Below are 16,459 nucleotides of genomic sequence, written 5' to 3'. Positions count from 1 at the left end.
GCGACTTCCCCAGGCGCCCCGGGCCGACAAGGCCCGGGGCGCCTGGCGTTTGCGGAGCCTGCCGGGCCGGGGTCCACCGACAAGGAGCCCCGAGATGACCACCAGCACCGAGAAGACCGGCGCCCGTACCGCCGAGGCCGCCGGCACGATCAGCGAAGCCCGAGAACGCGTCGACGCGCTGGACGACCGGATCATCGGCCTCGTCCAGGAACGGATGGCCGTGTCCTCCGTGATCCAGGAGGCACGGATCGCGTCCGGCGGACGGCGCGTGAACCTCTCCAGGGAGATGGAGATCCTCGGCCGCTACCGGGAGGAACTGGGCAAGCCCGGCACCGCCCTCGCCATGACCCTCCTCGAACTGTGCCGTGGTCGCATCTGAGTTCGGTCCCCCTCTCACTCGTACGGCGCGTGACCGCCCCGCGCACCGCTTCGTTGGTCCCGGTGTCCGTGCCAGCCAGGGGCGGGCCCGAAGAACCACGCGTGGCTCGCTGGAGCGATGAGGCGTGCGGATCAGCCGTACGTCGTGGGACCTCGCTCCAGGCAAGCGACCGGACCGCAGGGGACAGCAGCCCGGTCGCCCAAGAGAACCGATCGGCTCCGGGGACGCCCGGAGCCGATCGGCGGAAAGTGCAAAAATGCGCAAGGGCTGGGTCAAACGGTTGCGGATGCCGCGTCCATCCAGCACGATGCGGAGAAACCCCCAAGTCCCCGGAACAGACAACCGCATGGCAATGCACCGCCCGTCTGCCAGAGGTCGAGACCATGCGCACACCCCGGGTGCGCCGGGGCGCCGACCGAGGGCACGAGGGGCGCAGGGCTGACGGAAGGACGAGCGGCGCAACCCCCCGGCGCCGCTTCCGGGCACCGACGCTGCCCTGACGTCGGTGCTGAGGAGAAGGGCCCCGCGGATTCCGTCCCGCGGGGCCCTTCGACATGGGGCGCTTCGACAGACATGCGGCGCTTCGACAGACGTGGGGCCCTTCGACTGACGTGGGGCCCTTCGACATGGGGCCCACGGTACGTACGCCCGCCCCCTCCGGCAGGCACACCCGAGGCACCCCACAGCCACGCGAAAATGTGATCCAGCCCACATAAGAATTCCGTGAGGAAGCACGCAACCGTAGCCCGGTCTCGCTGATCAAACCTGCTGGATCCAAGAGATCGACAAGCTCTCCGGGATCCAGCCGTGAGCATGACCGAGACAGAGGCGAGGCAGCTGCGCTCGGAGGGGGGCGCAGCTCCCTCTCCTCTGTTCTCGGGCTCACGGTCGGTGGTCGGCGCACGTCTCCGGCCTACTGTTGGGGCGGCACCGCCGGTATCCCCAGGAACGGCAGGCGCAGGGCACCGAAGGCGTCCGCCGGGACCGCCGGACTGCGCGGCTCCACCGGCTCCAGGCGCTCGTAGCCGGCCCCCTGGACCGGTCGGGGGTCCGCCTCACCCTTGTTGGGCCAGTACGACATCGCCCGTTCGGCCTGCGCGGTGATGGTGAGGGACGGGTTGACGCCCAGGTTCGCCGACACCGACGCCCCGTCCACCACGGAGATGCCGGGGTGGCCGTACAGCCGGTGGTACGGGTCTATGACGCCCGTCTCGCGCGAGTCGCCGATCGGACAGCCGCCGAGGAAGTGGGCGGTGAGGGGGGTGCCCATCAGCTCGCCGACGTTGCTGCCCGGGAAGCCGTTGATCTCCTCCGCGAGCGCGGACGCCGCCTGCGAAGCCGCCTTGATCTGCTTGGGGTTGGGCGCGCCATGGCCCTGCCGGGCGGTGAGCAGCCCCTTGCCCACGCCGTCCGGTTTCAGATACGTCGTCAGGGAGTTGTCCAGGGACTGCATCACCAGGCCGATGATGGTCCGCTCCGACCAGCGGCGGTTGGACAGGGAACGGACCACCAGCCATGGGTGCCGGGCCGCGCTGCCCAGCCAGGCCAGGACGCGCGAGGAGCCCTCGGCGTAGGGGACCTGGAGGATCGAGAGCCCGCCCATCGAGTTCGAGCCCTTGCCGTAGCGGACCGGCTCGATGTGGGTGTCGGCGTCCGGGTGGATGGACGACGTGATCGCCACGCCCCGGGTGAAGTCGGCCCGCGCGGTGCCGTGCGCCTTCCGGTAGCGCCGGTCGTCGGTCTGCGCGCCCACCAGGGCCTCGGAGTTGGTGCGGGTGAGTTCACCCAACCGGCGGGAGAGATACGGCAGTTGTCCGCTCGCCTTCATGCGGTGCAGCAGGGTCTGGGTGCCGTAGGTACCGGCGGCCAGCACCACCCGGTGGGCCGTGAAGGTCCGGCCCTCACCCTTCTTGCGGTCGTCGGTCGGCAGGGTCGCCACCGCGTAGCCGCCCCGCGAGTCGTCGGTGACCGACACGACCGTCGTCATGGGGTGCACCACCGCGCCCGCCTGCTCGGCGAGGTGAAGGTAGTTCTCGTTGAGGGTGTTCTTCGCCCCGTGCCGGCAGCCCGTCATGCACTCGCCGCACTCGGTGCAGGCGCTGCGGGCCGGGCCGGCACCGCCGAAGTAGGGATCGGCCACCTGCTCCCCCGGCCGCGCCTCCGCCCTGCCGTCGGCGTCCTCGCCGTCGCCGAAGAACACGCCGACCGGGGCCAGATGGAAGGTGTCGCCCACGCCCATCCGCTGCGCCGCGGCCTTGAGGTGCACGTCGGAGGGGGTCATGGTCGGGTTGAGTCGTACGCCGAGCATGCGCCGCGCCTGGTCGTAGTACGGCTTCAGCTCCTCCTGCCAGTCCGTGATGTCCTTCCACTGCGGGTCGTCGAAGAACGCCTTCGGCGGTACGTAGAGGGTGTTGGCGTAGTTCAGCGAGCCGCCGCCCACACCCGCGCCCGCGAGGACCATGACATTGCCGAGCAGATGGATGCGCTGGATGCCGTACATGCCGAGTTTGGGCGCCCAGAGGTAGTTCTTGAGGTCCCAGGAGTTCCTGGGGAGGGTTTCGCGGGTGAAGCGGCGACCCGCTTCGAGGACGCCGACGCGGTAGCCCTTCTCGGTCAGCCGCAGGGCCGTCACGGAGCCGCCGAAGCCGGAGCCGACGACGATGACGTCGTAGTCATAGTCGTAGTCATAGTCGTCGGCGTGGACGTAGGCATGGTCAGGCGCAGGTGCAGGTGCAGGCGCAGGCGCAGGCGTAGGGGCCGGGGCCGGGTCGTGTGGGTCGTGATCGCGCGCGTCGTGGTCCTGTGCGGCCCGATCCGGCGCGGTGTGGTCCCGCGCCTCGTGGTCCTGGGCCTCGTGGTCCTGCACCTCGTGGTCCTGCGCGGAAGCGTCCTCAGGCACGTGCCTTCTCCCCTTTGAGTGTGCAGTGCTTGGAGCGAATGGGCCGTGCGCGCGGCCGTCCGTGGCCGTACACGCGGTCTGCCGCGCCCGCGGCGCGCGACCCCTTACTTGAGCCGCAGTGCCTTCATGACCCGCAGACTCGTGCTCATGAACGCCGCGTACTTCTCGTCGTCCATGCCCAGCGAGGGCGCCAGCGGCAGCAGGCGCTGCTGCGCGACGGTCTGGGACTCGGTGTACTTGAGGATGCCCTCCAAGCCGTGCCTGCGGCCCAGGCCGGACTCCTTCATGCCGCCCATCGGGGACTGCACGCTGCCGTACGCGGACGCGTAGCCCTCGTTGATGTTGACCGTCCCCGTGCGCAGCCGCGCGGCGACGGCCCGGCCCCGGCCGGCGTCCTTCGTCCACACCGACGAATTCAGCCCGTACAGCGTGGAGTTGGCGTGCTCGACCGCCTGGTCGTCGGTCGTGAACCGGTAGACCGACACGACCGGGCCGAAGGTCTCCTCGGCACACACCGCCATCGGCGCCTCGACGCCGTCGAGGATGGTGGGCTCGAAGAAGTACGGCCCGAGGTCCGGGCGGGCCACCCCGCCGGCGACCACCTTCGCGCCCTTCGCCACGGCCTCCGTGACATGTCGCCGCACGGTCGCCAACTGGCGTTCCCCGACGAGCGAGCCCATGTCGGCGCCGTAGGCCAGGGAGCTGCCGAGCCGCATGGCCTTCGTACGGGCCGCGAACCGCTCCAGGAAGGCGTCGGCGACCGACTCGTGGACGTACAACCGCTCGATGGAGATGCAGAGTTGCCCGGCGGAGGAGAAGCAGGCGCGGACGGCGCCCGCGGCGGCCTTCTCGATGTCGGCGTCCGCCAGCACCAGCATGGCGTTCTTGCCGCCGAGTTCGAGGGAGACGCCGACCAGCCGGGCGGCGGCGCCCTGGGCCACCTCGCGCCCGGTGCGGGTGGAACCGGTGAAGGAGACGTAGTCCGCGTGCCTGACCACCTCCGGGCCGACCACCGGGCCGTCGCCGAGGACCACCTGGAAGACGCCGGCCGGGAGCCCGGCCTCGATCAGCAGGTCACGGGCCCACAGCGCGGTGAGGCAGGTCTCGGTGTCCGGTTTCATCACGACCGCGTTGCCGGCGACGAAGGCCGGGAGCGCGTCGCCGACCGACAGCTCCAGGGGGTAGTTCCAGGGGACGATCTGGCCCACGACCCCGCGCGGGTGGCGCAGTTCGGTGACCTTGGTGAGGGTGGGCACCGCACCGGTGTGCCGCTTGGGCCTGAGGTAGGCGGGCGCCTTGCGGCCGTAGTGCCGGGAGGCGATGGCGACGGCCTGGACCTCTTCGTGGGCGTGCAGCCGCGCCTTGCCGGTCTCCAGCTGGATCAGGTCGAGGACCTCGGCCTGCCGCTCGAACAGCAGGTCGTGGAAGCGGAGCAGCACGGCGGCCCGCTGCCGTACCGGGGTCCGTGCCCATACGGCCTGGGCGACGCGGGCCGCCTCGAACGCCTTGAGTACGTCCTCGGGCGTGGACTCGGGCAGGTCGGCCAGCTTCTCACCGGTGAACGGCGTGTGGTTGGCGGTCCGGCCGGAACCGATGACGCCCTTGGTGAGCTGGGCGACCAGCTCCGGCGTGACCACGTCCGCGGCGGTCCGCACGCCTTCCGGGGCGGGAGCCAGGGGATTGGTGCCGGCCGCGGTCGGCGCCGGCGCCTGTTCCCGGGTCTGCGAATCGTCCTGGGCCGGAGAACCGTCCTGGACCTGCGAGTCGTCCTGGGCCTGCGAGTCGGTCATGAGCGGCAGGGTATTCCGGAGCGGAAACTTTGGGTACCCGTCGGTAACGGCCATTCACGGAGTGCTCACATGCCGCCAGTGATCACTGGCAACAAATAGCCTGATCAGGGCGTTGTACGTAGGTGGTGGGCCGGTGGCGGGGCCTAGAGGCGACACGCACGAAGGAGCGCGCCGTCACTCGGGTCGCGCCCGCGCCTCAGTGCACGCCCGCGCTCTCACGTTCATCCGCGTTCTCACGTTCGCCCGCGCGGTCACGTTCATCCGCGCGCTCACGCTCACCCGCGTTCTCCCGTTCGCCCGCACGCTCGCGTTCATCCGCGCGCTCACGCTCACCTGCACGCTCCGCCGTGGCGACGGCGCGCAGTGCGGCAGCGACCTCGTCCGGCTCCGGCCGGTCGGCCGGTTCACGCGCCAGGAGCCGGGTGAGCAACGGACCGAGCGGACCGGCGCGTTCGTAGCCGGGAGGCCGGGGGTCGGCGGCCGTGGCCTCGGACAGGCGGGACAAGGGCACGCCGGACGGAAGCACACCGGACGCGGAGGCTACGGACGCGGAAGCTACAGAGCCAGAAGCTACGGAGGCAGAGGTTCCGGAGGCAGAGGTTCCGGAGACAGAGCCTGCGGAGGCAGAGGCTACGGAGACGGAGGCTGCGGAGGCAGAGGTTCCGGAGACGGAGGCTACGGAGACAGAGGTTCCGGAGACGGAGGCTACGGAGACAGAGGCTGCGGAGGCTGAAGGTCCGGGCCCGGAACCGGCGGTCGTCCGGGGAAAGGGCGCACGGCCCTCGACGGTCACGTACAGCAGCGCGCCCAGGGACCAGAGGTCGGAGGCGGGTCCGGCGCCCGGCCGGGACATCCGCTCGGGGGCGAGGAAGTCACGGGGGCGGCCGAGGGGGCCGAGCGGGTCGACGGCGTCGGAGGGTTCCGTGGGACTGCCGTACCAGGTGCCGAAGTCGGTGAGGACGATGCGGTCCGTTCCGGACTCGATCAGGACGTTGGCCGGTTTGACGTCCCGGTGCACGATGCCGACGGCGTGCGCCGCGCGCAACGCGCCGAGAACGGCGAGGCCGATGCGCGCGGTTTCGGCGGGCGGCAGCGGACCGCGGCGCAGCACCGTGTCGAGCGACTCGCCATGGATCAACTCCATGACGATCCACGGGAGCCCGTCGTCGAGGACGACGTCCAGGATGGAGACGGCGGACGGGTGATCCACCCGGGCGGCGGCGCGTGCCTCATGCTGGAGCCGATTGGCGACGCGCGGGTCCGGTGGGTCCGACGGGCTCGGCGGGCTCGGCGGGCTCGGCGGGTACGACGCGTCCGGCGGGCTCGGCAGGTCCGGCGGGCTCGGCGGGTCCGGCCGGTACGACAGCGGCGACAGCGGCGACAGCGGCTGCTTGACGGCGACTTCGCGGTCGGCCGCCTCGTCGACGGCCCGCCAGACCCTGCCGGTGGCGGCGCCGTCGGGTGCTCCGCCGGAGCCGACGCGCTCCAACAGCCGGTACCGGCCGCCTATCAGACGCCCGTCGGCCACAGGTGCATCCGCACCGTCATCACTCATGCCCCATCAGTACCGTGCGCGGCGCGCCCTTGTCGACGCGGGCGGCCACCGCCCGCGCGTGTCGTCGGCCTTCGTCCCACGGTGGCCGATCCGGTGCCCCTCGTACCGCGTGACCGTGGCGTCGCAGAGCGAGTGGTGCGTGGTCGCCTCGTGGGTGCGGCGTCATTCCCGGACGAAGGTGTCGAGTGCCACGTCGAAGTACTCCCGGGCCTCGCGGGCCTTCCCCACCGGAGCCGACACCCACACGTCGTACAGCCGGCCGTTCTCCTCCCAGCAGAGGTCGTAGGTGTGCCGCGGGCCTTCCACCACGTTGAAGCCGCCCCAGCTGAACTCCCAGAGCGCGGCCGGGAGTCCGTCGTGCGTCGTACGGATGACCCGGCCGTCGCGGTAACCGGGGTTCGTGCGCGGGCCTTGGTCCGCCGCCCGGCGCATCACCCCGAGCGGGCCGCCCGGTCCGGGGGCGGTGACCTTGACGCCGAGCCGGAAGGTCTCCCCCGGGGACAGGTAGAAGACGCGCTCGCCCTGGCGTTCGCGGGTGAAGTCCTCGGGTACGGCGAAGGAGAAACCGGCCGGGTCCTGCGCGGTGCGATAGCCCGCGGGTGCCGGGCGGATGCCGGAGGTGGTGACGGGGTGGTCGGCCGCCGCGGTGGGCGAGGGCGGCCCGTTCGACGGCCCGGACGCGGTCGCCGACCCGGACGCGGTCACCGTTGTGGACGCCGTTGCCGACGTGGACGCGGTTGCGGAGGTGGACGCGCTCGCCGACGTGCCCGGCGCCGGCCCCGGCGTGCCGCCACCCTCTCCGCTGCGGTCGAGCAGCAGCACCGCCGCCGACACACCCGCCCCGGTCATCGCCGCGACCAGCAGCGCCGCCACCAGCACGGCCCGCGGGGACGGCCGTACCGGCTGCCGGTCGGGGAGCGCGGGCCTCGGCACGTCCCGCTGGGTCGGCGTGTACAGGCTGGCCGGCCGGGACACGCCGGTCGGCCGCGGTGTGCGGCCGGTCTCCCGGAACACGCGCAGCATCCGCTCCGCCTCCGCCGCGTCCAGCCGCCGCTCCGGGTCGCGTTCCAACAGGCCCCGGACGACCGGCAGCAGCGGCTCGGCCTGCGCGGGCGGCCGGATCTCGTCGGACACGACGGCGTGCAGGATGCCGCCGAGCGAGTCGCGCCGGAACGGCGACTCGCCGCTGAGCGCCGCACACAGCAACGCGCCCAGCGACCACAGGTCGGACTCGGGCCCGGTCCGGGTCCCCGCCATCCGTTCGGGCGCGGTGTACTCGGGCGAGCCCACGAAGGAGCCGGTCTCGGTGAGCGTGGTGGCGCCCGCGACCTGGGCGATCCCGAAGTCGGTGAGGACGACCCGGTCGGTGTCGGACTCAATCAGGACGTTCGCGGGCTTGATGTCGCGGTGCAGGACACCGGCGGCGTGCGCGGTGCGCAACGCGCTGAGCAGGCCGATGCCGATGCGTGCGGCCTCGTCGGCGTCGACCGGTCCGTGCGCCGCGATCCGGTCGGCGAGCGACACGCCGTCGATCAGCTCCATGACGATGTAGGAGCGTTCGTCGTGTTCGACGACGTCGTGCACGACGATGATGTGCGGATGGTGCAGCTGGGCCACCGCGCGGGCCTCACGCAGGGTGCGGTCGCGGTAGAGCCGGGCGTCGTCGTCCGCGAGGGAGGCGTCCTGGGTGAGTTCCTTGACCGCCACCAGTCGCCCCAGCAACTGGTCGGCCGCGCGCCACACGACGCCCATCCCGCCACGCCCGAGTCTGGCCTCCAGGCGGTAACGGTCCGCGATCACGCGGAAGTCGTCCCCGTCGGTCCCCATGAGGCCATCATGCCGCACCGGACGCTCCCCTTCCGGGGCGTCGACCGGCCAAGCGTGTCAGTCTTCGGCCGGTTGCCGACTCTGCGGCACTCAGGGGGAACTGTTTGCTCGTCGTCGCCCTGAGTCATTCCCGAGGTCGTTCCTCGGCTCATTCCGCAGGTCGTCCCTCGACTCTTTCCTCAGGTCGCTCCTCGGGTCGTTCCTCGGGTCGTTCCTCGGGTCGTTCCTCGGGTCGTTCCTCGGGTCGCCAGGTCGTTTCCCTGGGTCATGCCTCAAGTCAGTCCTTCGGTGACCGGCTCGTGGTCGCCCTCGGCCCCGCCCCACTGATCGCGGCCCGCGGACGAGAAACCGGACATCGACGTGGCCGGCGGTGATGAGGCAGGGGGCGGTGAAATCCGGGGTGGTGAAGCCCAGGGAGCCCGGGGCGGTGAAGCCCGAGGTGGGGCGGCTGCGGACGGTGAGGCCGAGGGCGGTGAGGCCGGGCCCTGTCATGGCCGTTCGAACCGGGCAGGATCCGAACCCCGGTCCCCCAGGCCGACGGCCCGGGGACCAGGATGTTCGTCCGACCGGACGCCGCTACGGCTGTTGCCAGCTCTGCAGAACCGTCTTGAACTGCTCGTTCGTCGTCGCCCAATCCGACTCGGGCGACGACATGTAGATCGCGTACTCGATGCCGTCCCGGGACATGTACGCCTCGTCGATGGCGTGCCGCGGCCCCGGGAATTGCGTGTCCTTCGCCTGCGCGTTCCAGGTGTACTCCCACAGCGACCCCGGGCGGTCGCGGTAGGTGTTCTGCTCCAGGGACACCTGCTGGTAGTCGACCAGCCCCGACAACTGCTGTTGCAGGTCCATCTGGTGCTGGTAGGGGTCAGCGAAGTCCGGCGAGCCGTCGACGGAGATGCGGATGAAGTGCTCGCCGCCGTCGGGTGTGTAGTCGATCTGCTTCAGGTCGCCCTTGATGCTGTACACCTCCCGCTCCCAGGTCTTCGGCAGCGCCAGGCTGAAGCCCAGCGGATCGTTGACGGTCTTCCAGTCGGCCGGGACGGAGCCGGCGGGGTCGGACGCGCCGTCCGAGGGGGCGGGGGTGGAGCCGCCGCCGGCGGGTGCCGCGGTGCCCGTGCTGTCCGGCGTGGTCAGGGCCGCGCCGTCGTCCTTGTTCGCGGAGCCGAACTGGTGCAGCGCCGCCGCGGTGCCCCCGCCCAGGATGGCGGCCAGGGCGACCACGAGGGCGAAGGTGCGCAGACGGCGGCGCCGGGGCCGAGGTCCGGCCGGTGCCGCCGTGTCGTCCGGTACCGCGGCGTGGTCCTGTGCCGTCGCCACCGTGCCGGGGCCGGGGCCGGGCGGTATCGCCGAGTTGGACCAGCCGGTCCCGGTGGCCGAGCGGTACTCGATGTACTCCGCCGGGTGGACCGACACGTTCTGCGTCGGCACGTACGCCTGTGCGGCGCCGGGCCGCCGGCCCTCCGCCGCCTCCGCGAGCATCTGCTCCGCTTCCCCCATGTCCGGCCGGTCGGCGGGGTCCTTGCTCAGCAGAGCGGTGATGACGGGCCCGAGCGGACCGGCGTGGACCGGGTCCCCGGCCTCCTCCTCGACGACCGCCTGCATGGTGGACAGCGGTGAGGTACGGCGGAACGGCGACCTGCCTTCCACCGCCGTGTACAGCGTCGCGCCCAGCGCCCACAGGTCGGAGGAGGGGCCCGGGTCGTGGCCGCGTACCCGCTCCGGGGCGAGGTAGTCGACCGAGCCGACGACCTCGCCGGTGCGGGTGATGGTGGAGTCGCCCTCTATCTGGGCGATGCCGAAGTCGGTGAGCAGGACACGGCCGTCCCGTCCGAGCAGTACGTTGCCCGGCTTGACGTCCCGGTGCAGCACACCGGCGGCGTGCGCGGCGCGCAGCGCCCGCAGCACCCATATCCCGATGCGCGCGGCCTCCGTCGGCTCGACCCGCCCCCGCTCCTTGACCTCGTCGGCCAGCGAGTTGCCCTCGACCAACTCCATCACGATCCACGGACGGCCGTCGTGTTCGAGTACGTCGTGCACGGTGACGACGGCCGAGTGGTTGATGCGGGCCGCCGCGCGGGCCTCCGCCCGGGTACGGGCGAGCAGCACGGCCTGGTCGCTGTCGGAGACATAGAGGGCGGCGGTCAACTCCTTGATGGCGACCGCCCGGTGCAGCACCTCGTCGTGTGCACGCCATACCCGGCCCATGCCCCCGCTGCCGATGGATTCGGCGATCCGGTAGCGGCCCGCGATGAGCAGGCCCTGCATCTGATTCACGTTGCCCCGCAATGCTCTTGACAGGCTCAGACTAAGGACCGGCTGACGTTCATGGAACATCCGGGGCACCACGGAGACCGCACTGTGACGGTTTTCGCTTCCGCAAGCCCGCGGGAACCGATCCGGGATGGGCGTCAGCGGGTGAACTTGTACGACTGCGACGCCTGCTCATACAGCCTCGTCACCTCGTCCCGCTGGGCCTCCGGACCGCGCACCTGCACCACGTGGTAACGGCCGTTCAAGAGGATCGCGATGTTGCGGACGAACAGGTCGCGCCCCTGCTCGTCGGTCCAGGTGAACTGCCCCTCCGCCATGGTCCGGCCGCCCACCTCGATGGTCCTGAGGCCGGAGGCGGTGGCCCAGCTGGAGGCACGGTAGGGCTGCAGCTCGCTCTCCTTGTCCCGCTGGTAGACCATGGGGTCGCTGCCGTACTCGGCCGTGCTGTCCCGGCCCGGTACGACGATGAGCTGGAAGTCACCATGGCTGTAGACCACCTGGGCGCGGCCGTTGCGGGGCGTGCGGTCCCAGCCGTCGGCGACGGCGATCTGGAAGCCGTCGGGGTCGTCGCGCAGGGTGAAACCGCCCGCGACGGAGGCGCCGGAGGTGGTCTGCGTCTCGGGGGAAGGCGCCGACGAGGACTCCTCGGACGCGCCCGCCGAGGGGCCGGTGCCCGGCTCGTCCGAGGGCGTGGCCGTCCGGCCCATCTGTCCGGTGGTGCCGGTCCGGTTGCCGTCGGAGGCGCCGGTGCTGCCCGCCTTCGGCAGGAACAGCATCGCGTACGCGACCCCGCCCACCATCAGGAGCAGGACCAGCAGGAGCAGGTTGCGGCCCAGGCGGCGCGGGGAACCGGTCTGTTCCCGGGCCCGCTTGTGCCGTCCGTGCGGGCTGTCGGCGGGCAGCCGGGCCCGCCGTCTGCGGACCAGTTCGCCGCGGCGGCGCAGTATCGGCAGCCGCTTCGGGTCGGCGGGCGGCGCGGGGACGACGTGCGTACCCGCGTCCGGCTCGGGCGCGGACCGCACCAGCGAACGCAGCCAGCCGCTCAGCTCCTCGAAATCGGGGCGCTCGGTGGGGTCCTGGCGCAGCAGTGACTCGACGACCGGGCGCAGCGGCCCGCACTCCTCCGCGAAGGCGGGCGGCTCCGCGCACACCAGCTGGACCAGCTCGGCCGTCGACTCCTCCGGGTACGGCGCGTGGCCCTGGACGGCTCTGAACAGCAGCGCGCCGAGCGCCCACAGGTCGGTGACGGGACCGATCGGGGCGGCCAACTGCCAGTTCTCGTGCACCGGTCCGGCCTGCTCGGGCGCCCAGCGCTCGGTCACCGGGCCCACCACGGTCATCCGCACCTGACGCGCCCGTTCCGCGGCGAGCGCGGTGGCGGGGCCCCGCCCGGCGGGGACGGCCGGTCCGCCCCAGTGGGCGCGCGCCGGTGCGGAGTCGGCGGCGGGCCGGGGCGGCTGGGCCGTGCCGGGGGGCACCGGCGGGTGGCCGCCCTGCGGGGGCACGCCGACGGCCGGGAGCGGCCGTCCGTCCGCGGCGGGCGGCAGCGCGGGGGCCTGGCCGTCTTCGGTACCGGACGGGTAGGGCGTGCCGAGGGTGGCGCTGCCCGGTGGGAGTGCCGTCCGCTGCGGGTCCCCGCCCTGGGTGCCACGCGGGGACGCCCCGTGCCAGGGCGTGGCGCGCACGCCATAGGGGTCGGCTATCTGTCCGGAGGGCATGTCACCGGTCCGGCGGTCCGTGTCCTGGCCGGGGGGATACGGCGCCGGGGCGAGGCCCCCTGCCCGGTACGCGGCGCCGGTGTCGCCGTCGGCGGGCGGCCGGGCTCCGGGCAGCGCGGGGCGCCCGTTCTGCTGTGCCTCCTGTACGCGGGCGGCGGCCCGTGCGCCTGCCCGGTACGCGGCGATCGCCCCGGCACGGGCGGCCCTGATGTCCTCGCCGCTCTCCGGCGCGGGACGGCCCTGCGCCCCCGGGGTCCCGGTCCCGTCGGTGCCCTCCGCACCGGGCGCCGGACGCCCGCCCACGGCTCGCGCCTGGATCGCGGCACGCCGGGCGGCCTCGGGATCGGCGCCCTCCGACGTCCCGCCGCCGCCTCCGCCGGTCCGGCCGACATCGTCCCCGCTCCCGCCGGGCACCGCGGAACCGCCCCGCCCGACGACACCACCGGGCCCGTCGGGACCACCGGACCCGAACGCCCCACCAGGTCCGGCCAGCCCACGGACGCCACCCGTACGACCAGCCCCACCCGCCCCAAGCTCACTGCCGGAACCACCGGAACCACCGGGACCACCGGGACCACCGGGACCACCGGGACCACCGGGACCACCGGGACCACCCGGCCCAAGCGCACCACCGGGTCTGGTCGACAAGCCAGGCCCCACCGCGCCGCCAGGCCCGAGCGCACCGCGGGGTGCCGGAGTCTGCCCGGCCTGGTCGCTCCGGCCGACGGGCCCACCGGGGCCGCGAGGGCCGACAAGGCCGCCGGACCCGACAAGTCCGCCGGGCCCGGAAAAGCCCTGCGGGTCGGTGTCCTCCGGCTCCTCCGGAGGCGGTACCGGGTCGTAGCCGGACAGCGCCTCCTCAGCCGCGCCGACCGCGAGACCGGTCAGCATCACCCGGCCGTCGTCGCAGACCAGGACCGTACGGGCGGTGATGTTGCGGTGCACCCAGCCGTGCGCGTGCAGCACCCGAAGCGCCATCAGGACGTCGGAGGCGACCTCGGCCGCCCGATACGGCGTCAGCGGGTGCTCGACCAGCAGCGCGGACAGCGGGCGCGCCGCGACCCATTCACTGACGATCCACAGCGAACCGCCCTCGGCGAACACGTCGAAGACCTGGTCGAGCCGTGGATGGTCGGGGATACGGGCGGCGGACTGCGCCGCCTCGACGGCGCGCCGCACCGCCGGGTCCAAGGGCCGCCGGGTCGCCGCGCGGGCCTCCGGGGGCCGCCGCGAGCCGTGGTCACGGGCGGTGAAACCGTCGGGCAGCCCGTCCGCGTCGAGCACTTCCGCCTCGACGACCTCCGGCAACGGCACCTGCCGGATCAGCACTTCCTGCCCGCTGTAGGTGTCGAAGGCGCGGGTCTCGGTGAGTTCGTACTCGTCGGAGGGCGGCAGGGGCAGGCGGTAGCGGTCGGCGAGCACCCGACCCGCGTAGTCGTCCACGTTGCCTCCCCCGGCTGCCCTGTCTCTCAATGCCGTTCGCCGTACGGCCCGTTCGGTAGGGATTCCTGGATGCGTACGGTCCGCAACCACTCACGATACGTGCCGGAGGCAACCCGCATTGAGGGCTTGACCGGATTGTCACTCCCCGAAACCGGAGCGGCCCGTCTCAGACCTTCGGTTCGAAGGACGCCGTCAGCGTCTTCCAGGTGCCCGTGCGCAATTCGCTGTTCCACTGCGTGGACTTCGCGGTGTACATCAGCGCGTATCCGGCGCGCCCGTCGACCACGAAACCCCGGTCGACGGTGCGGTACTTCGTGCCGCCGTCCACGTAGGTGAACTCCCAGTCGGCCGTGTTCCAGCCGCGGTAGTCCACCTTCGCTATGCGGATCCGCTGGTACTGGGAACGTCTCATGTCGCGTTCCTGGTTCTTCCAGTCCGCCACCGGGTCGTCCTTGGGGGTGCTGGTCCAGCCGACGAGGAGCTTCTGTCCGTCGGGTCCGGTGAACCGGTCCCCGGCGGCGTCCGAGGACTGGTACTTCCAGCCCGCGGGCAGCCCGATGGAGTACTGCTTCCCCTGGTGCGTCGACACCACGGGCGCTCCGCCGTTGCCACTGGAGTTCGATGCGCCGGAAGTGGCGTCGTGGTCCGCGCTCTTGCTCGGGTCGGCGCCCGCTCCGGACGCGGAGCCCGTCGCGGTGTCCGCCGTGCCCGTGGCCGAGGAGTCCGCGGTCTCGCCGTCGGCGCCGGTGCCACCGGCCTTCTTGTCGTCCTTGCTGTCCGCGCTGACGCCCGCACTCGCCACCGGTTTGGCGTCCCCGCCGCCCTTCGCGTTCTTGGAGCCGTTGTCGTCACCGAGGGTGAGGGCGAGCACCGTGCCGAGCACCACGAGTGCCACCACCACGGCGATGATCACCAACGTGCGCTTGGGCACCACGTCCGTGAGCGGTGCCCGGGGCACCGACCGCGGCGGCAGATCCGGCGGCGGCACCACGGGCCATCCGGAACTCGGTTTCGCCGCCGCGGGCTTCGCGTCCGCGCCCGATGCCGCCGGGCCGACCGAGGCGGACGGGGAGGCCGTGCTGCCGGCCGCATCCGACGCACCGGAAGCCGGGGCGCCCGCGTCCGGCGCGGCCTTGTCCGCGTCCGCCGCCGTGACCTCGCCGCTGCCCGCCGTGCGGCTCGCGGCCGCTGCCGTGGCCGCCCCCGCGGCCTTGCGCACCGAACGCAGCGCGCCGCGCAGCCTCTCCGCGGCCTCCTCGCTCCGCTTGCCGCCGCTCGACGGGGTCTTGTCCGCGGCCCCGTCGGGCTGCGCCGGCAGCGGAACGACCCGCGTGGCGTCGAGCGGCTCCGGCTCGGGCTCCGGCTCGGGCGCGTGGATCACCGCGTTGAGCATGGCTCGGGCGCCCGCGTCGTCCAGCCGCTTGGCCGCGTCCTTGGTGAGCAGCCCGCGGATCACGTCCTTGAGCGGGCCCGCGTTCTTGGGCTCCTCCAGGGGCTCCGTCATCACCGCGGTCAGCGTCGCGATCGCCGACCCCCTGTCGTACGGCGGGACGCCTTCCACCGCCGCGTACAGCAGGCCGCCGAGGGACCACAGGTCGGCCGCCGGTCCCGGTTTGTGCCCGCGGGCCCGCTCCGGGGAGATGTAGGAGGGCGCGCCGACGAGCATGCCGGTGGAGGTGATGGACGGGTCACCCTCGACCTGGGCGATGCCGAAGTCGGTGAGCACGACCCGGCCGTCCTCGGCGATCAGCACGTTGGACGGCTTCACGTCGCGGTGCAGGATGCCCTCGCGGTGGGCCGAGCGCAGCACGTCGAGGATCGCGAGCCCGACCTCGGCCGCGCGCTTCGGCGTGAGCAGGCCGTCCTCGCGGATGGCCTCGGCGAGGGATTTTCCCTCCACCAGTTCCATCACGATCCACGGCCGGTCGTCCTCGTCGACCACATCGAAGACGGTGACGGCGCTGTTGTTGCGGATCCGCGCGATCGCCTTGGCCTCGCGCAGGGTCCGCGTGATCAGGCGCCGCTTCTCGTCCTCGTCGATGTTGGACGGGAACCGCAGCTCCTTGACGGCGACGGTCCGGCCCAGGGTCTCGTCCTCGGCCCGCCACACCGTGCCCATGCCGCCGCGGCCGAGCACTTCTCCCAGCCGGTACCGCCCGGCGAGGAGACGTCCGCTCTTGTCCTGACGGGATGTCCCCGCCCGCTCCGCGTCCGACATGCGTCCCCTCATGCAACCCGCCCTGACAGAGCCACCATTGTCTCTCACCCGACAAGTGGCCGACGCCCAGGGTGCCCGTCGTCCTGCCCCCGTCCGTCCGCCACCGCCTGCTCCCGGCCCGCCGCACGCGGCCCGGGTGCGACGGCGGAAGCGGGCCGCGGGCCCTCCCCGCTCCTGGCCGAATCCCGCCCCCACATCTCTTGAAACGGGCGGGCCGCGAACAAAGATCCCGGTTCACGGCACCCGTTCGAGTGATGCAGGGCCGCGCCGCACGGAAGCGGAGCGACGAGGTCCGGCCGGGGGGGCCCCCCCCGCCCCCCCCCCCCCCCCCGCGCGCCCCCCCCCCCCGCACCCGG

8 protein-coding genes are annotated in these 16,459 nt (G+C 72.7%); 1 reads left to right on the top strand and 7 read right to left on the bottom strand.

What is annotated here, in order from left to right:
* Window positions 1-58: 58 nt before the first annotated feature.
* Window positions 59-379 (top strand): chorismate mutase, encoded by a 321-nt coding sequence (locus tag ACFC09_RS05270; RefSeq protein ID WP_376524389.1) that lies wholly within the window; start codon window positions 59-61, stop codon window positions 377-379.
* 913 nt (window positions 380-1,292) lie between these two features.
* On the opposite strand, the gene ACFC09_RS05265 is transcribed toward ACFC09_RS05270, so the two are convergent.
* The 7 genes from ACFC09_RS05265 to ACFC09_RS05235 all read right to left on the bottom strand — a co-directional run bounded on the left by ACFC09_RS05265 (window position 1,293) and on the right by ACFC09_RS05235 (window position 16,103).
* On the bottom strand, window positions 1,293-3,041 hold the full coding sequence (locus tag ACFC09_RS05265) for a GMC family oxidoreductase N-terminal domain-containing protein (RefSeq protein ID WP_376524387.1): 1,749 nt from the start codon (window positions 3,039-3,041) through the stop codon (window positions 1,293-1,295).
* Between the two features lie 341 nt (window positions 3,042-3,382).
* Window positions 3,383-5,068 (bottom strand): succinic semialdehyde dehydrogenase, encoded by a 1,686-nt coding sequence (locus ACFC09_RS05260; protein ID WP_376524134.1) that lies wholly within the window; start codon window positions 5,066-5,068, stop codon window positions 3,383-3,385.
* A gap of 196 nt (window positions 5,069-5,264) precedes the next feature.
* Window positions 5,265-6,623 carry a serine/threonine-protein kinase gene (locus tag ACFC09_RS05255; RefSeq protein WP_376524133.1) on the bottom strand — a complete coding sequence of 453 codons (1,359 nt, stop codon included), beginning with the start codon at window positions 6,621-6,623 and terminating at the stop codon, window positions 5,265-5,267.
* A 162-nt stretch (window positions 6,624-6,785) separates the two neighbouring features.
* Window positions 6,786-8,450: a serine/threonine-protein kinase gene (locus tag ACFC09_RS05250; protein ID WP_376524132.1), complete on the bottom strand. Its 1,665-nt coding sequence runs from the start codon at window positions 8,448-8,450 to the stop codon at window positions 6,786-6,788.
* A 576-nt stretch (window positions 8,451-9,026) separates the two neighbouring features.
* Window positions 9,027-10,718 (bottom strand): serine/threonine-protein kinase, encoded by a 1,692-nt coding sequence (locus ACFC09_RS05245; RefSeq protein WP_376524385.1) that lies wholly within the window; start codon window positions 10,716-10,718, stop codon window positions 9,027-9,029.
* 143 nt (window positions 10,719-10,861) lie between these two features.
* Complete coding sequence (locus ACFC09_RS05240; RefSeq protein WP_376524131.1) at window positions 10,862-13,885, bottom strand: protein kinase; 3,024 nt, start codon at window positions 13,883-13,885, stop codon at window positions 10,862-10,864.
* A gap of 166 nt (window positions 13,886-14,051) precedes the next feature.
* Window positions 14,052-16,103, bottom strand: a complete 2,052-nt coding sequence (locus tag ACFC09_RS05235) for a serine/threonine-protein kinase (RefSeq protein WP_376524129.1) — start codon at window positions 16,101-16,103, stop codon at window positions 14,052-14,054.
* Between the last annotated feature and the right edge of the window lie 356 nt (window positions 16,104-16,459).

It is taken from the genome of Streptomyces sp. NPDC056161 (genome assembly GCF_042268025.1).
Taxonomy (GTDB): domain Bacteria; phylum Actinomycetota; class Actinomycetes; order Streptomycetales; family Streptomycetaceae; genus Streptomyces.
Note: the sequence above shows the minus strand (reverse complement) of the source record. Positions and strands in the feature narration are given on the sequence as shown.